Raw genomic sequence first — 17,620 nt, forward strand, 5'->3', positions numbered from 1 at the left:
CCGAAAGGCGCGCCTGCCTTTCGGGACGATCATGCGAACAGGGGGCGGATCTGCGGCCCGCGCCCTCGGCTTTGCTCTAGAAGCGCTCGGACTGCTTGACGATCACGCCGTCCTGGACGATCAGCGGCATGTGGCGGCCCTGGCCGGTCAGGAGCGAGAGATCGGCGAGCGGATCGCCGTCGACGACGACGAGGTCGGCGAGAGCGTCGGGGGCGATGGTGCCGAGCTGGCCGGCCATGCCGACGATCCCGGCGGCATCGACGGTCGCCGAGCGGATGACGTCCATCGCCGGCAGGCGCTCGCCGCGCAGCACGAACTCGTCGGACTGGTACTGGTGCATCTCGCCGAGGAGGTCAGAGCCGTAGCCCATCAGCACGCCGGCATCGTGCAGGATGCTCAGCGCCTCGAGGCCGGCACCGCGCACGTCCTCGATCTTGGCGACCGATTCCGGCTTCAGGCCGAGCCTTGCGCCGTCCTTGGCCAGGCGGTCGAAGGTGACGTTGGTCGGCACGACGAAGGCGCCCTTCTCCTTGATGCGCTGCGCCGTCTCGGCCGAGACGAGATTGCCGTGCTCGATCGAGATGACGCCGCAGTCGAGCGCCCGGCGGATGGCCTCGTCGGTGTAGAGATGGGCCGCGACGTAGGTCTGGGCGTTCTCCGCCTCCTCGACCGCGGCCAGAAGCTCGTCGCGCGAGAAGCCGAGGAAGGCGATCGGGTCGGTCGGCGAGGACACCCCGCCATTGGCCATCAGCTTGATGAATTGCGCGCCGGCCTTGATCTCCTCGCGGCAGACGCGGCGCACAGCGTCGACGCCGTCGCAGACCCGGCCGAGCGTGCCGAGGCGGTCCTTGTAGTAGTCGACGGAGCGGGCGTGGTTGCGGCCGCGATAGTCCGTATGGCCGCCGGTCTGCGACAGCGCCTTGCCGCAGATCACCAGGCGCGGGCCGACCAGGGATCCCTCCTCCTGCGCCTGCACCAGGCCGTGGTCGGCGCCGCCGAGATCGCGGACGGTGGTGAAGCCGCGCAGCAGCATGGCCTTCATGATCCCCGCCGTCCGCATCGCGACCAGCGAGTTCGGCAGCTCGGCATTGGCGCCGAGATCCGGCGTCGTGGCGATGACATGGACATGGCAGTCGATGAGGCCGGGCATCAGCGTCCGGCCGCCGAGGTCGATCACCGTCGCCGCGCCGCCGGCGACGGAGGGTCCGACCTCCCGGATGCGATTGCCCTCGACGAGAACGTCGCAGGCATCGCTGGGCCGGTCCTGCGTGCCATCGACGATGCGCGCATTCTTGAACAGGGTGAGGGTCACGGGCGACCTCCTTCTATCGTCTTGGGACCGGCTCCGGGCTTGGAGACGGCGGGCTGGTGGAGAAGCGTGCGCAGGTTCGACTTCCAGAAGTCGAGAAGCTCGCGGAAATAGGCCGCGTCGTCGCGCACGATCGTCTGGCCGACCATGCCGCGGATCAGGCACATGGTGGCGTTGAGAATGACCTGGGCGCGGTCGGGGTCGATGCCTTCCGGCCGGGCGAGCGTCGCCCAGACCTCGTCGAGCGCGCCATGGAACTCCCGGACGACCGGGATCATCTTCGCCTTGAACGAGGGATTGTGGCGAAGCTCGGGGAGATATTCGAGCGTGGCGTAGTAGAGACCGCCCGCCATCAGGTCCCAGAGATAGTCGATGACGGCGTCCGAGGCATTGGCCTGGTCGGCCGAAGCGCTGACGAACTCCCGCATCTCCGTGATGACAAGGCGAAGCTGATGTTCCAGCGACGCGGTCACCAGCTCTTCCTTGGAAGCGAAATGGTAGGTCAGCGCCCCGCGCGAAATGCCGGCCCGCGCCGCGATGTCGGTCGTCGTCAGCCGGGAATAGCCGTGCGCGATCAGGAGGCTGATGCAGGCCTCCATCAGCAGTCGCCGCGTCTCGGCGCTCTTCTGGTCCTGTCGCTGCGAGGGGGCCGGGCTCTTCATGGGAGGGAGCCTACCCGGCTTATAAAAACAAGCAAGCCTGTTTGTTTTGTGATTCCGATCCAAACTTTAGGCAGCCCGCATCGCCGCCGCGCCGACCCTCGCGCGGCCGCCGCGACCGCCGCACAGCCGCCAGCCACACGCGACGGCATTTGGGGCGCGACCGACGAGGGACCGCCCGGCGCTGATCGGCGATGTCGGCCGGGCGCGGGGTGACGCAGGGGACGCCCGATCAAAATCCGGCACGGCCTTCATCCCGGCCGCGCACCCGTCAATCGACACGGCCCTGCCCTGCCCGAAACCCGCTCGAACTTCACCAGTCTACTGGTCGCCAGGGCCTTGACGCAAATAACCGCGCTACCCTATCCATAGAGCCGCTTGGTATCCAAGCATGGGAGGAGAATATGAGGATGAGGAAGTTTATCGACGGCGGGCTTTCGCTTGCCACAGCAAGACTCGGCTCTGTCGATCTATTGCGACGCACAATAATCCTGACGGCTTCTGCTGCAGTTGCGAGCATGGTCTTCATGCCGACAACAGGGGCCCAGGAGAAGAAGACCCTCGCCTTCGTGGTCAACGTGCCGGCTGATTTCTGGACGATCGCCAAGCGCGGAACGGAAAAGGCGCAGGCGGAACTGCAGAACTACAACATCGAGTTCTTCATCCCCGGCGAGATGTCGGCGGCGGCTCAGAAGCGCATCCTCGAGGATCTCCTGGCGCGCGGCGTCGCGGGCGTGGCCATCAGCCCGGTCAACCCCGACGATTCCACCGCCATCCTGAACCAGGTCGCGTCGCAGGCCGTGCTCTTCACCCACGACGCAGACGCGCCGAACTCCAACCGCGCCATGTACATCGGCACCGACAATGTCGACGCCGGACGCAAGGCCGGCGAGCTGATGAAGCGGGCGCTGCCGGACGGCGGCAAGGCCATGCTCTTCGTCGGCACGATGGATGCCGCCAATGCGCGCGAGCGCTCGCAGGGCATCAAGGAAGCCATCGCGGGCACCAAGATCGAGATCATCGACATCCGCACCGACGGCGGCGACCAGGCGAAAGCCAAGGCCAATGTCGAGGACACGCTGACCAAGTACCCGGACATCGATCTCCTGGTCGGGCTCTGGGCCTACAACACGCCGCAGATCTACAATGCGGTGAAGGCCGCCGGCGTGGAGGGCAAGGTCAAGATCGTCGGCTTCGACGAGGACCAGCAGACGCTGAAGGGCATTTCCGACGGCGCCATTCTCGGCACCGTGGTGCAGCAGCCCTACGAGTTCGGCTACCAGTCGATGATCAAGCTGGCGAAGTACATCGAGGGCGACAAGTCCGTCGTTCCCGAAAACAAGCTGGATATCGTCCCCACCCAGATCATCGACAAGGAAAACGTCAAGGAATTCGCCCAGAAGACGGCCGACCTCCTCAAGAAGTAGCGCGCACTGCGCCGCCGTCGCCCTTCGGGCGGCGGCCGATCATGATCCCGGGCCGGCCTTTGCGCTCACCGACATCGGACGCAAGGCCCGCCCGGGCTCTTCCAACGCGGCCAGACAAGGCGCCCCATGTGGCGCAGGGCGAACGCGACCATGGCTTGCCCGCCGACCGGCGTCACGGCCACGGGCCCAGCGGCCATCGGGGCGCGAAAGTATCAGGACAGGCACGATGTCGGAAAACATCCTCGAGCTGCGCGCGATCCACAAGGCCTATCACGGCGTCACCGCGCTCGACGGCGTCAGCCTCGACGTGCGTCCCGGCGAGGTGCTGGGGCTCGTCGGCGAGAACGGCGCCGGCAAGTCGACCTTGATGAAGATCCTCGGCGGCGTGATCGCGCCGACCTCCGGCACCATCACCATCTCCGGCACGCCCTACGATCACCTCTCGGTCAACGAAGCGGCCCGCCAGGGGATCGCCTTCGTCCACCAGGAACTGAACCTGTTCGAGAATCTCGACGTCGCGGCGAATGTCTTCATCGGCCGCGAGCCGCGCCGGGGCGGCTTTCTCAAGCTGGTCGACGACGGCGAGGTGCATCGGCGCGTCGCCCCGATCCTCCAGCGCCTCGGCGTCGATTTCGGCCCCTCCGACCTCGTCGAGAACCTCTCCATCGCCCAGCGGCAGATGGTCGAGATCGCCAAGGCACTGTCGCAGCAGGCCCGCGTCATCATCATGGACGAGCCCACCTCCAGCCTGACGCTGACGGAAACGGCGCGGCTCCTGAAGGTCGTGGCCGATCTGCGCGGCACCGGCGTCGCCATCATCTACATCTCCCACCGCCTGGGCGAGATCGAGCACATCGCGGACCGGGTGGTCGTCCTGCGCGACGGGCGCGTCGTCGGCGAGCTCGGCAAGGGCGCCATCACCCATCCCGCGATGATCCGCCTGATGATCGGCCGCGACCTCAAATCCATCTATCTCCAGCCGGCCCGCGACGTCGTCGCGGAGGGGCTGGAGGCGCGCGGGATCGTCACGCGCGCCTATCCGGACAGGGCCGTCGACCTGACGGTCGGGCGCGGCGAGATCGTCGGCCTCGCCGGCCTCGTCGGTGCCGGGCGGACCGAACTCGTCGAGGCGATCTTCGGCATCGACCTGCCGCTGGCCGGCGAGATCCGGCTCGACGGCGCGCCGATCCGCATCCGCGGCGTCACCGACGCCATCGCCCACGGCATCTATCTCGCCCCGGAAGACCGCAAGCGCTGCGGCCTGATCGTCGAGCAGTCGGTGATGCACAACATGACGCTGGCCGACCTGTCGCGCTACGCCCGCGGCTGGCTGGTCGACGGCGCCGCCGAGCGCCGCGTGGCGGAATTCCAGAGCAAGTCGCTGCGCATCAAGAGCGAGAGCGTAGGCGCCACCGCGCTCACCCTGTCGGGCGGCAACCAGCAGAAGATCGTGCTCGGCAAATGGCTGTCGATGAAGCCCTCGCTGATGATCTTCGACGAGCCGACGCGCGGCATCGACGTCGGCGCCAAGTCCGAGATCTACCGCATTATGCGGGACCTTGCCGACAGCGGCGTCGCCATCCTGATGGTGTCGAGCGACATGGAGGAGGTCATCGGCGTCAGCGACCGCGTCGTGGTCATGCACGAGGGCCGGATCGGCGGGCATCTGAAGCGCGAAGACTTCTCCGAACACAATGTCCTCACCCTCGCCACCGGGCAGGGCCACCTCACCGAAAGCGCGCATCCATGATCCGCAAAGAGACCGGCCTCTTTCTCCTGATCGTCGTCACCGGCGCCATCACCGCGGCGATCAACCCGCAGTTCCTGTCGCAGGTCAATCTCGTCAATCTCGCCAACCAGATCGGCCTCTTCGGACTCCTGGCCATCGGCCTCGGCATCGTCATCATCACCGGCGGCATCGACCTCTCGGTCGGCTCGATGCTCGCCCTTCTCGGCATCCTCTTCCTCGACCTCCTGGTCGAATACGAGATCGCCTGGCCGCTCGCCGCCATGGCGACGGTGCTCGCCGGCGGGATCCTCGGCACGCTGCACGGCCTCCTGATCACCCGCCTGCAGCTCCAACCCTTCGTCGTCACGCTCTGCGGCCTTTTGATCTACCGTGGCACCGCCCGCTGGTATACCGAGGATTCCACCCGCGGCTTCGGCTATGCCGGCGGCTACGAATGGCTGGAATGGCTGGCGTCGGGCCGGACCTGGAACATCCCGCATTCCTTCATCTTCTTCGTTCTCGTGGCGCTGTTCACCGCCGTCCTCATCCACAAGTCGGTGTTCGGCCGTTACCTCTTCGCCATCGGCAAGAACGAGGAGGCGGCGCGCTATTCGGGCCTGCCGACGAACCTCGTCATCACCTCGGCTTATGCGATCTCCGGCATCCTCACCGGCATCAGCGCCATGGCCTTCGTCTTCTACACCCAGTCGGTCTCGCCCTCCGCGCACGGCAATTTCTACGAGCTCTACGCCATCGCCGCCGCGGTTCTCGGCGGCTGCTCGCTGCGCGGCGGCGAGGGCTCGGTGCTCGGCATCGTCCTCGGCACGGTGCTGCTGCAGGTGCTGCAGAACCTCGTCAACATGCTGGGCATTCCGAGCTCGCTGAACTTCGCGGTGATGGGCGCGGTCATCCTGCTGGGCGTCATCGCCGACCGCGAGATCCAGCGCCGGCGCCAGGCCGCCATCGGCCGCAAGCAGCTGGAGCAGCGCACGCTCGCCGGGACCCGCTCTCCGGCATGACCGCAGCCGCCCTTCGGCCTCGCCAGCAACCGCCGTCCGGCAGGGATGGCCGGAACGGAAAACCGTTCCCGCATCGGGAGAACCGCCTTTGACCGCCCCCTATCGTCCGCGCTACGGCGCGACCTATCCCAGCCTCCGCGACCGCACCGTGCTGATCACCGGCGGCGGCAGCGGCATCGGCGCCGAGATCACCCGCCACTTCGCCCATCAGGGCACGCGCGTCGGCTTCATCGACATCGCGGTGCCGGAGTCCGAAGCCCTGGTCGCCGAACTCAAGGCGGAAAACTGCGAGGTCCTCTTCCAGAACGTCGATCTGCGCGACATTGCGGCGGTCCGCGCCGGCATCGACGCCATCCGGGCCGAATTCGGGCCGATCACCCTCCTCGTCAACAACGCCGCGCATGACCAGCGCGCCACGATCGACGAGATCACGCCGGAATTCTGGGACGACCGGCAGGCGGTCAACCTCCGGCACCAGTTCTTCTGCGCCCAGGCCGTCTACAAGGACATGGCGGCGGCAGGCGGCGGCGCCATCGTCAACATCGGCTCCTTCGCCTATATCGCCGGCGTCGAGGGGCTGACGCCCTACGTCGCCGCCAAGTCGGGCGTCATCGGGCTGACACGGGGCCTGGCGCGCGAACTCGGCCCCCACAACATCCGCGTCAACTGCGTCCTGCCCGGCTGGATCATGACGCAGCGCCAGCTCGACCTCTGGGTCACGCCCGAGGTCGAGGCCGAGATTTTCAAGCGGCAGTGCCTGAAGCGCAAGATCGATCCGGCCGACATCGCCCGGACCATCCTGTTCTTCGCCTCGGACGAGGCGGGCGCCTGCACCAACCAGTCGCATGTGGTGGATGCCGGCTGGACCTGAGCGGACCGCGCCGGCCCCAGCGGATCGCTGAGGAGACGGCGTGCTGGCCTTGAGCCGAAGCCCCGCCGATTCAACCGCCGGGCGCTCAGCGGTGAGAAATTACGCCGCGCGCGGCTTCAGCGTCTGCTGCTGTTCGCCGAGACCGGTGATGCCGAGCCGCATCGTGTCGCCCGCCTTCATGAACACCGGCGGCTTGCGGCCGAGACCGACGCCGGGGGGCGTGCCCGTCGTGATGATGTCGCCCGGCTGCAGCGCCATGAAGCGGCTGGCATAGGCGACGATGTGCGCGCAGGTGAAGATCATGCGCGTCGTCGTGCCGGTCTGCTCCCGGCGACCGTTGAGATCGAGCCAGAGGTCGAGGTTCTGCGGATCGCCGACCTCGTCCCCCGTCACCAGCCAGGGACCGCAGGGGGCAAAGGTCGGATAGCTCTTGCCCTTGGCCCACTGGCCCTCCCATTCCAGCTGGTACTCGCGCTCGGACAGGTCGTTCAGGATGGTGTAGCCGGCGACGTAGGACAGAGCCTCCTCCTCGGAAACGTGCCAGCAGGGCCGCCCGATGACGAAGGCCAGTTCCACCTCCCAGTCGAGCTTGGTCGAGCCCGGTGGCAGGATCACGTCGTCGAAGGGCCCGCTGAGCGCGCCCGTGTGCTTGTTGAAGATGATCGGCTGCGAGGGGATCGGCGCGTTCGTCTCCTCGGCATGGTCGGTGTAGTTGAGGCCGATGCAGACGAGATTGCCGACATGGGCGACGGGCACGCCGAGCCGAACGTTCTCGTCCACCAGCGGCAGCGACCCGAGGTCGAGCCCGCGCAGGCGATCGAGCCCCTCAGGCGAAAGCGTCGCGGCGTCGATATCGCGCACGATGCCCGACAGGTCGCGCACGCCCCCCTCGGCATCGAGGATACCTGGCTTTTCGGCGCCGGCCGGACCATGGCGAAGCAGTTTCATGTTCATCTCCCAAACTGAAGGCGGGGTGGTTCAGGCCCGATCGGACCCGATCTGGAGAAAGTCGATGATGGCCGCCGTCTGCGCGGCGACCATGGCAGCGCCGCCGGCATGGCGGCAGCCGAGGCGCCGCGCCGCGTCGAGCAGCGGGGTGGTCGGCCGGGTGACGATGTCGACGACGGCGACGCCGGCATGAAGGCTGGAGACGTCGACGGGCAGGCCGTCCGACGCCGCCATCCCGACGGGCGAGGCGTTGACGAGGAGGTCGAGGTCGCCGGGCACGAGCGTGGCCACGGCCTGTGCCGGGGTTCCCGCCTCGGCGATCCGGCGGGCGAGACCGGCGGCGCGCGCCGGTTCACGGTCCATGAGGGCGAGCGAGTGGATGCCGGCGCCGGCGAGGGCGAAGGCGATGGCGCTGCCGGCACCGCCCGCGCCGATCAGGCCGACCCGGAGGCCGGCCGGCGCGACGCCGATCGCGCGCACCGCGCCGACGAGACCGACGCCGTCGAAGATGTCGCCGAACCAGCCGCCCCCAGGCAGCCGGCGCAGCGCGTTGACCGCGCCGACCGACCGCGCGGCATCGCTGAAGCCTTCGAGCATCGGCATGATCCGCGTCTTGAACGGCATGGTGACGACGATGCCGCCGAGATTGGCGACCCGCATCAGCGCCGGCATGTCGGCCTCGAACGAGGCCGAGGACAGCTGGAACGGCACCATGACGGCACCGATGCCGCGGCGCGCGAAGGCGGCGTTGAAGCTGGAAGGCGACTTCACCTGCCGGATCGGGTCGCCGACGATGGCGACGATCGCGGTCTCGCCGGTGATGGGGGGGCATGGGTCATCGGGGCGGGTGACCGCATGGCCCTCGGCTGGCGTATCCATGGTGTCCTGTCTAGTCTTTGGGGGGTGGACCGGAGGAGGCGCGGACCACGATTTCCGCCTCGCTCTCCAGCGGATAGTCGGGCTCGCGCTGCTCGACCCGGTCGACGATCAGCCGCGCCGCGCGGTAGCCGATCTCCTCCCCGGGCACGCGCACGGTGGTGACGGGCACCGGCAGGTGGCTCATGATCTCGATGTCGTCGTAGCCGACGATCGAGACGTCCTCGGGGACGCGCCGTCCGGTCGCGAGAGCTTCCAGCACGGCGCCGATGGCGAGCGGGGCATTGCCGCAGATGATGGCGGTCGGCCGCGGATCAGTCGCCATCACCTGGGCGAACAGGCGCCGCCCCTCCTCGATCGTCCACGTCCCGATCGCCAGGTGCTGCGGGCGGACCGCCAGCCCGCGCAGGGCCAGGGCGTCGCGGATTCCAGCGAGCCGCGCGCTGGCGCGGTCGTTGTTCTCGGTCGCCTGGGCGATGACGGCGAAGCGGACATGGCCGAGATCGGCCAGATAGTCCGTCATCGTGACGAGCGCCTTGTGATTGTCCGGGCCGACGCAGCTGCCGTGGATGGCGGGCTCGTAGATGAAGGAGCTGATGAAGGGCAGGTTGCGCTGCTTCAGGAAGGGCAGCAGGTCCGGGTGATGGGCGAGGCCGACGAGGATGACGCCGTCAACGCCGCGCTCGGCAAACTTGCGGACCTGCTGGAACTCCAGGTCCGGATCGTATTCGGAACAGGCCAGGAGCAGGGTGTAGCCGACGTCGAGGAGCTGGCGCTGGATGGCGTTGGCGGCACGGGGAAAATCGCCGAGACCAAGGGTCGGGAACACCGCGCCGATGGTCTGCGACCGGCCTGTCGTGAACGCCCGCGCGCGTCCGTCTGGAATCCAGCCGAGTTCGGCGACCGCGAGCGCGATCCGCTCGCGCAGTTCGGGAGACACGACCTCGGGGCGGTTGATCGCCCGCGATACGGTGGCGGTCGACACGCCCACGGCCCGCGCGACGTCCCTGAGGCCGACGCCGCCGGTCGGCGTCGATCCCGGCATCTTCGTCGCGGGACCCGGCATCCCGCCGACCTCCGCCTTCACCTTCGCCATGTCAGCCCCCTTGATCACCGTCTGAGGCTCGGGCCGGACAACTGGTCGCGGCCGAGCGCATACTGCAGACGATAGATCCCGCGATCGGCCGGCGGGCAAGCCGCTTCGGTGCCGCCGAGGACGGTGTCGATGTCCGCGGCGAGAATCGCCTCCAGAGGCTCCGGGCCGGTCGCTTCGACGAGGAGGATCCACGCGGCCGTCCGGTCCGGTTCGCCGCGCAGCGCCTTTTCGGCCGTCGCTCCCCCGCCCGACCCCGCCTCGCCGCGCAGGAGATGCACGCCGACCACCCCGTCCCGTTCCCGGAGGGCATCGAGGTTCCCGGTCACGCGGCCGAGAAACGCCGACGGCAGGACCTCTGTCGCCAGCCTCAGCGTCGCGACGAAGGCGCCGTCGCCCTCCCCCTTCGAGTAGACCACGGCGCAGGCCGTGCGCGAGGTGTCGCGAAAGTGGCGCACGACGCGCTTCGTCCATTCCGACGGGTCGTCGAGGCGGGCGAGATAGGCCGGCGAGGCGAGGACGGCGGGCGTTTCGGCCTCGTAGAAATTGAAGTATTTCGGCTCGCCGCGAACAGCGACATAGCGCCGGCCGCGCACAAATCCCGGCACCGCCACGCGCTCGGGGATGTGCTCGCGGACGTGCCAGGACAGGAAATCCGGTTCTGCCGCCGCCGCGATGCCATTCCAGATCGCCAGGACGCCCTCCCCCGCCAAACCCATCTCTCTTCTCCCCATGCAACCGATTGCCAGCGATCATTCACCGCCGTGCGCCGCACACCACGCCTGCGCTACAGGACGCAGGCCGCCCTCGTAATTTTCCGAGGCCGCTTGACAGGCCTCCACCTCATTCGTTATGCAATCGGTTACATGAGAGCAGACGCCGTTGTCAACGGTGACGGGAGGCAAAATGCAGGTCATCACGGCGAGCCAGGCGGCCAGTCTCATCCAGGCCGGCGACAGCGTTCTCGTCAGCGGATCGGGCGGCGGACACTGCGTCCCCGAGACGGTGCTGGAGGCGATCGAGGCGCGCTTTCTGGAAGCCGGCGAACCGCGCGACCTGACGCTGATCCACGCGGTCGGCATCGGCGATCGTCAGTTGAAGGGGGCGGCCCGCTTCCGCCATCCCGGCATGCTGAAGCGCTCGCTGACCAGCGCCCTGGTCGACTCGCCGCCGCTGATCGCGCTGGCCCTCGACGAAGCCTTCGAATCCTACACCATCCCGCAGGGCGTCATCTCGCAGCTCGTCCGCGAGATGGCCGCGGGCCGGCCGGGCCTGATCACCCGCACGGGCCTCCACACCTTCGTCGATCCGCGCCAGCTCGGCGGCCGCCAGAACAAGGCGGCCCAGGAGGACATCGTCGAGGTTCTCGACATCGCCGGGGAGGAATGGTTGCGCTACAAGCCCTTCCCGCTCGACGTGGTGATCCTGCGCGGGACGACCGCGGACGAGGACGGCAATGTGTCGATGGAGGAGGAGGCGATCCCCGGCGAGATGCTGTCCTGTGCCCAGGCCGCCCGCCGCCTCGGTGCCGCCGTGGTCGTGCAGGTCAAGCGGCTGGCGCGGCGCGGCACCCTGCCCCAGCGCAGCGTGCGGATCCCCGGCATCCTCGTCGACTATGTCGTCGTCGATCCCGAGCAGCGCCAGACCTATGCCAGCGCCTACGAGCCAAGCTATGCCGGCGAGATGCGGGTGCCGGCGGAGGCCATGCGCCGGCTGCCCTTCACCGAGCGCAAGATCATCGCCCGCCGCGCCGCGATGGAGATCGTCCCCGGCGCCGTGTGCAATCTCGGCGCGGGCATTTCCACCGGCGTGTCGGCCGTCGCCGCCGAGGAGGGCATCCTCGAGGGCATCACGCTCAGCAACGAGCAGGGCTTCATCGGCGGCGCGCCGATGACCGGGCCGGATTCCGGGACCGCGCAGAACTTCGACGCCATGGTCGACCAGCCCTACCAGTTCGACTTCTACGACGGCGGCGGGCTCGACGTCGCCTTCCTGTCCTTCGCCGAGATCGACGCGGCCGGAAACGTCAATGTCAGCCGCTTCGGCGATACCATCGTCGGCGTTGGCGGCTTCATCAACATCAGCCAGAACGCCCGCAAGGTCGTGTTCAGCGGCACCTTCACGGCCGGCGGCCTGCGCGTTGAGGGCGGCGACGGTCGGTTGACCGTGCTGCAGGAGGGGCGGCATTCCAAGTTCGTCGAGGCCGTTCGGCAGATCTGCTACAACGGCGCCTTTGCCCGCGAGGAAGGCCGCAAGGCCCTCTTCGTCACCGAACGCGCCGTCTTCGACGTCGGGGCGCAGGGGTTGGAGCTCGTGGAGATCGCCCCGGGTGTCGATCTCGAGCGCGACATTCTCGCCCGCATGGCATTCCGCCCGAGCATCTCGCAGAGCCTCAGGCCCATGGATGCCAGGCTCTTCAGAGCCGAGCCGATGGGGCTGGCGGTCGACTTCGCAAGGTTCGGCCGCAGTGCCCGATCTCCCCGCCGCAGGCTCGCGGCGGAATCGGGTGGAAGCGGCCGCGCCGCGGCCTGACGGCCGGCCTGTGCCATCCCGTGGGACGCGGGAGCGCAGCAGGCAATGCAAGCGGATACATCCCTCCCTGGGAGGAGCCTGACCGGGACATTCCGGCGGGTCCAGGGCGAACGGAAAGAAGCGGCAAGGCCTCCCGCAGGGGAGCCACCGAACAGGGAGGAAGGTCGATGGCCACTCAACAGATGACGCCCGCGCCGGGTCTTTCAGGTCCGGTTGCGGCCGGCACGCCGGCGCCGGTCGTTCGCGGCCCCTCGAAGGGCATGCGCCGGGTGCGCGCGCTGGGCTGGAATGCGCTCCCGCCCCTGACCTTTCTCGTCATCATCGCGTTCTGGTCGTTTTCCGTCCGCTTCTTCGAGATTCCTGCCTACCTGCTGCCGGGTCCGGCCGCGGTCTTCTCGCGCGTCGTCGCCGACGCGTCGATGCTCTGGACGCATGCGCTGGTGACGCTGACGGAAATCGTCCTCGGCTTCGGGCTGACGCTGCTGACGGCCATTCCGCTCGGCCTCGTCATCGCCCTATCGCCGCTGGCCCGTCAGATTCTCTATCCGCCGATCATGCTTCTGCAGCTCGTCCCGAAGATCGCGGTCGCGCCGCTGTTCCTCGTCTGGCTCGGTTTCGGCATGGAGTCGAAGGTCCTCCTCACCGTCCTCATGACCTTCTTCCCGCTGCTCATCGCCAGCATCAGCGGCTTCCAGATCCTCGACCAGCGTCTTCTCTATCTGACGCGCTCGATGGGCGCCTCGATCTGGCAGACCTTTCGCTATCTGCGCGTTCCCTCGGCGCTGCCGGTGATCTTCTCGGGCGTCAAGACGTCCGCCACCATCGCCACGACCGCAGCCATCGTCGCCGAGTTCGTCGGCGCCAACCAGGGGCTCGGCTACGTGCTCCTGCGCGGCACCAGCACCATGGACATCGAGCTGACCTTCGCGGTCCTCGTCGTCCTGACCTTCATCGGCATCCTCATCAACTACGTCGTCGAATTCAGCGAATGGTTGATGACGCCCTGGCAGCGGTCCGGGGCGGACTAACCGGCGTCCGCCCGGGAGGGGCGGAGGTCATCATTTCAATTCTGGGAGGAACCAACATGCTGCATATCCTGAAGACCACCGCTGCGGCGGGACTGCTCGCCATGACCGGGATGACGGGCGCCGCCGTCGCCCAGACGGCCGTCACCTTCCAGCTCAACTGGACGGCCGGCGGCGCCAATGCCGGCTTCGCCGCGGCGCTGCAGGAAGGCTACTACAAGGAAGCCGGCCTCGACGTGACCATCGTCCAGGGCAACGGCTCCGGCAACACGGCGCAGCTGGTCGCCAGCGGCCAGGCGCAGCTCGCTTATGCCGACGCGGTCGCCGTCAGCCAGCTGATCGCCAAGGGCGCGCCGATGCGCGTCGTCTCGACGATCTACCAGTCCAACCCGAACGAGCTGATCGCGCTGAAGGCGACCGGGATCAAGTCCTTCGCCGACCTCAAGGGCAAGACCGTCGGCGTGCCCTCCGGCTCGTCGCAGACGACGATGCTGCCGCTTCTCCTGAAGGCGAACGATCTGCAGGAATCGGACCTGCAGCTCCTCAACATGCCGATGACCTCGATGGTGCCGAGCCTGCTCACGGGCCAGGTCCAGGCGATCCTCGGCTCGCTCGACGCCTATGCCATCCAACTTCGGGCCCAGGGCGCCGAGATCGACGAGCTTCCCTTCGCCGACTACGGCGTGCCCACGGTCTCCACGTCGATCTTCGCGTCGAACGACTTCCTCGAGAAGAATCCTGACCTGGTGAAGAGCTTCATCGCCGCCAGCCTGAAGGGCTGGAGCTTTGCCCTCGACAAGCCGGCGGAGGCGGTGGCGGACGTCAAGGAACTCTTCCCCGATTCGGACGAAAAGCTGGTCGCGGCGGAGCTCGCGGCGATCACGCCGCTGTTCTGCAGCGGCGACGCCCAATTCGTCGGCAGGGCCGAGCCGGCCCAGTGGGTGAAGACCCAGGATCTGCTGTCGCAGGTCGGCCTGCTGCCGACCGGCCAGGATCCCACCACCTACTACACCAACGACTTCCTGCCGGCCGAGGGCACGCTTCGCCCCTGCCAGTAAGGTCGCACCGCGCCCCCCGGCATCGGCCGGGGGGCCCTGCGCCCGCCCTCCAGTTCCAGGACCAAACGATGGGTTATCGGTTTGACGATCTCTTCGTCGGAATGCGCTTCCGCAGCCCCGGCCGGACCGTCGGCGAGGCGGACGTCATGGCCTTTGCGGGCCTGACCGGCGATTTTTCCGAACTGCACACCAGCGACGTCTATGCGGCGAGGAGCCAGTTCGGCCGCCGCGTCGCGCACGGCATGCTCGGCCTGTCCTTCGCCCATGGCCTGATGTGGGCGCGGACGGGCGAGCTGCGCGAAACCGCGATTGCCTTCCTCGGGATTTCCGACTGGCGGTTCGTCGGTCCCATCTTCCTCGGCGACACGATCTTCGTGAACTACGTCATCGCCGAGATCCGCGATTCCCGCTCCCGGCCCGACCAGGCGATCGCGACCTTCGACGTCGAGATCGTGAACCAGCGCGACGAGGTCGTGCAGAAGGGGCGCAAGGCGCTGCTTCTCTCCAAAACACCCCTTGCCGCCGTGGCGGCGTCCGCCGCACCCGCGGCTTGAACGGCAGGAGGCACCCATGACGCTTTCCCAAACCAGCGAGAAGACCCCCGTCGAAAAGACCGGTGTCCCCATCGCCATCCGCAACGTCTCGAAGGTTTTCGGCGAGGGCGGGGACAATCCCTTCCGCGCCATGGGCCCGGTCGACATCGACATTCCGGCCGGCCAGTTCATCTCCGTCGTCGGCGCGTCCGGCTGCGGCAAGAGCACGCTGATGCTGATGGTCGCGGGACTGATGAAGCACTCGACCGGCGAGATCCTCTGCGACGGCAAGGCCGTGACCAAGCCGATCACCAATGTCGGCATCGCCTTCCAGGACCACCTGCTCCTGGAATTCCGCACCGCCTTCGACAATGTGATGCTGCACGCCGACATCCGCGGGCTCGACCGCCAGATGATCGCCGACCGCGCGCGCGACCTCTTCGCGCAGCTCCGGCTCGAGCACGCGATGGACAAGTACCCGCGCCAGCTTTCCGGCGGCATGCGCCAGCGCGTGTCGCTGATCCGCACCCTCGTGCACGAGCCGGACGTGATCCTGATGGACGAGCCTTTTGGCGCGCTCGATGCCCTCACTCGGCTGCAGGTGCGCACCGATCTCGAGCAGCTCTGGCTCCGCCGCCGTCCGACCGTGATCTTCATCACCCACAGCGTCGAGGAAGCGGTGGGCCTGTCCGACCGCATCATCGTCATGAGCCCGAGCCCGGGCGTGGTCGTCGACGACATCACGGTCACCCTGCCGCGCCCGCGGCCGATCGTTCTGGGCGACGCGCCCGACTTCGCGTCCTACGTGGATCGCATCCACCAGCATTTCGAGCGCATGGGCGTGCTGCACGGCATCACGCCGCAAACCAAGATCGCGAGCTGAGCGATGGCGGAGGGAACGACCGCCGGCACTGTCAGGCTTCGCATCGATGGCCCCGTGGCCGAGCTCGGCCTCGACGCGGGCCGTCTCAACCTGGTCACGCGCGCCCTCCTGCGAGACCTCGGCGCCGCGGTGACGGCGCTGGCCGCCGATCCCGCCATCCGCTGCCTGATCCTGCACGGGGGACCCGCGGCCTTCTGTGCCGGCAGCGACATCCGTGAATTCTCTGCGCTCGGCGCCAATGCCAGCGAGGACAAGATCCTTTTCGAGGACCATGTCCTGCGCCAGGTCGCGGCATTGCCATTTCCCACGATCGCGGCGATCGACGGGCCGGCACTCGGCGGCGGCTTCGAGCTGGCGCTGGCCTGCGATCTCCGGGTCCTTGCCGAAAGCGCCAAGGTGGGTCTTCCCGAGAGCCGGCTGGGGGGACTGGCGGCCAGCGGCGCCGTCCGCCTCGCGCGGCTCGTCGGTCCGGCGCGGGCGAAGGAAATCCTGTTCACCGGCATGATCCTCGACTGCGACAGCGCACTGGCCTGGGGCCTGGTGAACCGGGTCGCGGCCGGCAGCGCCCTTCAGGCGGCGCGGGAACTGGCGGCCGAGATCGCGCAGCGCGGGCCGCTGTCGAACCGGCTGGCGAAGACGCTCGTCGACGCCGCGCTCGACCTTCCCGTCGACGCGGCCCTGTCCCGGGGCAACGCGGCGCAGCAGAAAATCTTCGACGGCGAGGATCTGCGCGAAGGGGCCGCGGCCTTCTTCGCCAAGCGCGCGCCGGTCTTCGGGCCCGGCGCCCGGGACTGACCCGCGCCGCCAGGCCGATCAGGATGCCAGGACGATCCGAAATCCGTCGATTTCCTGCACGATCGGAAGCGTCGGCCAGCGCTGCATGTCGTGCAGGATGACGAGCCGGCCGAGATCGCCGCCGATCTCCTGGTTGATCCGGTCGAAGGTCTTCAGCTGGTCCCAGACGCTGCCGGTGGCATTGGCGAGCGGGACATAGACGCCGTCATGGTTGTGGCCGCAGATGTTGCGCTTCGAATAGACGCAGTCGCCGGAGATGACGAGGCGGCCGCGGCCGGTTTCGACGACGACATACTGCTGGCCGACGGTATGGCCGGGGCCGGTGCGCAGGTGCAGCCCGGGCAGGAGATCGTCGACGTCGCCCTCGACGAGGTTCAGCCGGTGCTCGAGCGAGGCGTCGAAGGCGTGGCGAAGATCGTCCGGGTTGATGATCTCGGTGAGATAGCCGAACTGCCGCGGCAGCGCCAAGGCCTCGATCCAGGAGAGAAGCTCCTGCTTCTGGATATGGATGCGGGCCGCGGGGAACTCGCCGATCGAGCCCATATGGTCGAAATGCGCGTGGCTGAGGACGATGTCGGTGACGTCGCCGGCGGCGACGCCGAGTGCCTCCAGCATGCGCAGCGGCGAGATCCAGAAGGGCACACCGAACTTGATGCTCATCGCCTCGCCGCTGCCCTCGCGCATGAAGCCGGTATCGACGAGGACCACCTTGTCGGCCCGGCGGGCGAGGACGAAGGAGAACGGCACGTCGGCCGTGCCCTCGTCATAGGCGCCGTGCACGAGGCCGGCGACCAGCTGGTCCTTGGACCGGGCGAATTCGATGACGTGGACGTCCCAGGTGAGCTGCGGCTCGGATGTCATGG

General features: G+C 68.1%; 17 protein-coding genes. 10 read left to right on the forward strand and 7 right to left on the reverse strand.

Annotated elements, in window-relative coordinates:
- Positions 1-76: 76 nt before the first annotated feature.
- On the reverse strand, positions 77-1,312 hold the full coding sequence (locus IEX88_RS20325) for a metal-dependent hydrolase family protein (RefSeq protein ID WP_188854294.1): 1,236 nt from the start codon (positions 1,310-1,312) through the stop codon (positions 77-79).
- Positions 1,309-1,971, reverse strand: a complete 663-nt coding sequence (locus tag IEX88_RS20330; protein ID WP_188854296.1) for a TetR/AcrR family transcriptional regulator — start codon at positions 1,969-1,971, stop codon at positions 1,309-1,311. The genes IEX88_RS20325 and IEX88_RS20330 overlap by 4 nt, the downstream gene beginning before the upstream one ends.
- Before the next feature lie 515 nt (positions 1,972-2,486).
- Between IEX88_RS20330 and IEX88_RS20335 the strand changes: the two genes are divergently transcribed.
- From IEX88_RS20335 to IEX88_RS20350, 4 genes are all read left to right on the forward strand, one after another.
- Entirely contained in the window at positions 2,487-3,395 is a 909-nt protein-coding gene (locus IEX88_RS20335; RefSeq protein ID WP_244640399.1) for a sugar-binding protein, read from the forward strand.
- 226 nt (positions 3,396-3,621) lie between these two features.
- Positions 3,622-5,145 (forward strand): sugar ABC transporter ATP-binding protein, encoded by a 1,524-nt coding sequence (locus IEX88_RS20340; protein WP_188854300.1) that lies wholly within the window; start codon positions 3,622-3,624, stop codon positions 5,143-5,145.
- Positions 5,142-6,143, forward strand: coding sequence for an ABC transporter permease (locus IEX88_RS20345; protein WP_188854302.1), 1,002 nt, complete (start codon positions 5,142-5,144; stop codon positions 6,141-6,143). The genes IEX88_RS20340 and IEX88_RS20345 overlap by 4 nt, the downstream gene beginning before the upstream one ends.
- An 88-nt stretch (positions 6,144-6,231) precedes the next feature.
- Positions 6,232-7,014 (forward strand): SDR family NAD(P)-dependent oxidoreductase, encoded by a 783-nt coding sequence (locus tag IEX88_RS20350; protein WP_188854304.1) that lies wholly within the window; start codon positions 6,232-6,234, stop codon positions 7,012-7,014.
- Positions 7,015-7,113: 99 nt separating this feature from the next.
- Here IEX88_RS20350 and IEX88_RS20355 read toward each other — a convergent pair whose 3' ends face one another.
- Genes IEX88_RS20355 through IEX88_RS20370 form a run of 4 tightly spaced genes read right to left on the reverse strand, consistent with a single transcriptional unit; the run spans position 7,114 to position 10,650 of the window.
- Positions 7,114-7,962 (reverse strand): fumarylacetoacetate hydrolase family protein, encoded by an 849-nt coding sequence (locus tag IEX88_RS20355; RefSeq protein WP_188854306.1) that lies wholly within the window; start codon positions 7,960-7,962, stop codon positions 7,114-7,116.
- Positions 7,963-7,992: 30 nt separating this feature from the next.
- Positions 7,993-8,841, reverse strand: coding sequence for a shikimate dehydrogenase family protein (locus IEX88_RS20360; RefSeq protein WP_188854308.1), 849 nt, complete (start codon positions 8,839-8,841; stop codon positions 7,993-7,995).
- A 10-nt stretch (positions 8,842-8,851) separates the two neighbouring features.
- The gene (locus IEX88_RS20365; RefSeq protein ID WP_244640400.1) at positions 8,852-9,934 is read right to left on the reverse strand and encodes a LacI family DNA-binding transcriptional regulator; all 1,083 of its coding nucleotides are present in this window, start codon (positions 9,932-9,934) and stop codon (positions 8,852-8,854) included.
- A 14-nt stretch (positions 9,935-9,948) separates the two neighbouring features.
- Positions 9,949-10,650, reverse strand: a complete 702-nt coding sequence (locus tag IEX88_RS20370; protein ID WP_188854310.1) for a hypothetical protein — start codon at positions 10,648-10,650, stop codon at positions 9,949-9,951.
- 187 nt (positions 10,651-10,837) lie between these two features.
- Between IEX88_RS20370 and IEX88_RS20375 the strand changes: the two genes are divergently transcribed.
- The 6 genes from IEX88_RS20375 to IEX88_RS20400 all read left to right on the forward strand — a co-directional run bounded on the left by IEX88_RS20375 (position 10,838) and on the right by IEX88_RS20400 (position 16,757).
- On the forward strand, positions 10,838-12,463 hold the full coding sequence (locus IEX88_RS20375; RefSeq protein WP_188854312.1) for an acyl CoA:acetate/3-ketoacid CoA transferase: 1,626 nt from the start codon (positions 10,838-10,840) through the stop codon (positions 12,461-12,463).
- Positions 12,464-12,630: 167 nt separating this feature from the next.
- Complete coding sequence (locus IEX88_RS20380; protein WP_188854314.1) at positions 12,631-13,491, forward strand: ABC transporter permease; 861 nt, start codon at positions 12,631-12,633, stop codon at positions 13,489-13,491.
- 56 nt (positions 13,492-13,547) lie between these two features.
- Positions 13,548-14,546 carry an ABC transporter substrate-binding protein gene (locus IEX88_RS20385; RefSeq protein WP_188854316.1) on the forward strand — a complete coding sequence of 333 codons (999 nt, stop codon included), beginning with the start codon at positions 13,548-13,550 and terminating at the stop codon, positions 14,544-14,546.
- A gap of 68 nt (positions 14,547-14,614) precedes the next feature.
- Positions 14,615-15,100 (forward strand): MaoC/PaaZ C-terminal domain-containing protein, encoded by a 486-nt coding sequence (locus tag IEX88_RS20390; RefSeq protein ID WP_188854318.1) that lies wholly within the window; start codon positions 14,615-14,617, stop codon positions 15,098-15,100.
- A 16-nt stretch (positions 15,101-15,116) separates the two neighbouring features.
- Positions 15,117-15,962: an ABC transporter ATP-binding protein gene (locus tag IEX88_RS20395; RefSeq protein ID WP_188854320.1), complete on the forward strand. Its 846-nt coding sequence runs from the start codon at positions 15,117-15,119 to the stop codon at positions 15,960-15,962.
- A 3-nt stretch (positions 15,963-15,965) separates the two neighbouring features.
- Positions 15,966-16,757: an enoyl-CoA hydratase/isomerase family protein gene (locus tag IEX88_RS20400; protein WP_188854322.1), complete on the forward strand. Its 792-nt coding sequence runs from the start codon at positions 15,966-15,968 to the stop codon at positions 16,755-16,757.
- Positions 16,758-16,775: 18 nt separating this feature from the next.
- On the opposite strand, the gene IEX88_RS20405 is transcribed toward IEX88_RS20400, so the two are convergent.
- Positions 16,776-17,618, reverse strand: coding sequence for an N-acyl homoserine lactonase family protein (locus IEX88_RS20405; RefSeq protein WP_188854325.1), 843 nt, complete (start codon positions 17,616-17,618; stop codon positions 16,776-16,778).
- Between the last annotated feature and the right edge of the window lie 2 nt (positions 17,619-17,620).

The sequence above is a fragment of the Aureimonas glaciei genome, assembly GCF_014643375.1.
GTDB lineage: Bacteria > Pseudomonadota > Alphaproteobacteria > Rhizobiales > Rhizobiaceae > Plantimonas > Plantimonas glaciei.

Excerpts from the sequence above, each read along its gene's own strand:
- IEX88_RS20330 (WP_188854296.1), bottom strand. The coding sequence starts at position 1,971 with ATGAAGAGCCCGGCCCCCTCGCAGCGACAGGACCAGAAGAGCGCCGAG.
- IEX88_RS20335 (WP_244640399.1), top strand. The coding sequence starts at position 2,487 with ATGGTCTTCATGCCGACAACAGGGGCCCAGGAGAAGAAGACCCTCGCC.
- IEX88_RS20340 (WP_188854300.1), top strand. The coding sequence starts at position 3,622 with ATGTCGGAAAACATCCTCGAGCTGCGCGCGATCCACAAGGCCTATCAC.
- IEX88_RS20345 (WP_188854302.1), top strand. The coding sequence starts at position 5,142 with ATGATCCGCAAAGAGACCGGCCTCTTTCTCCTGATCGTCGTCACCGGC.
- IEX88_RS20355 (WP_188854306.1), bottom strand. The coding sequence starts at position 7,962 with ATGAAACTGCTTCGCCATGGTCCGGCCGGCGCCGAAAAGCCAGGTATC.
- IEX88_RS20360 (WP_188854308.1), bottom strand. The coding sequence starts at position 8,841 with ATGGATACGCCAGCCGAGGGCCATGCGGTCACCCGCCCCGATGACCCA.
- IEX88_RS20365 (WP_244640400.1), bottom strand. The coding sequence starts at position 9,934 with ATGGCGAAGGTGAAGGCGGAGGTCGGCGGGATGCCGGGTCCCGCGACG.
- IEX88_RS20370 (WP_188854310.1), bottom strand. The coding sequence starts at position 10,650 with ATGGGTTTGGCGGGGGAGGGCGTCCTGGCGATCTGGAATGGCATCGCG.
- IEX88_RS20375 (WP_188854312.1), top strand. The coding sequence starts at position 10,838 with ATGCAGGTCATCACGGCGAGCCAGGCGGCCAGTCTCATCCAGGCCGGC.
- IEX88_RS20380 (WP_188854314.1), top strand. The coding sequence starts at position 12,631 with ATGGCCACTCAACAGATGACGCCCGCGCCGGGTCTTTCAGGTCCGGTT.
- IEX88_RS20385 (WP_188854316.1), top strand. The coding sequence starts at position 13,548 with ATGCTGCATATCCTGAAGACCACCGCTGCGGCGGGACTGCTCGCCATG.
- IEX88_RS20390 (WP_188854318.1), top strand. The coding sequence starts at position 14,615 with ATGGGTTATCGGTTTGACGATCTCTTCGTCGGAATGCGCTTCCGCAGC.
- IEX88_RS20395 (WP_188854320.1), top strand. The coding sequence starts at position 15,117 with ATGACGCTTTCCCAAACCAGCGAGAAGACCCCCGTCGAAAAGACCGGT.
- IEX88_RS20400 (WP_188854322.1), top strand. The coding sequence starts at position 15,966 with ATGGCGGAGGGAACGACCGCCGGCACTGTCAGGCTTCGCATCGATGGC.
- IEX88_RS20405 (WP_188854325.1), bottom strand. The coding sequence starts at position 17,618 with ATGACATCCGAGCCGCAGCTCACCTGGGACGTCCACGTCATCGAATTC.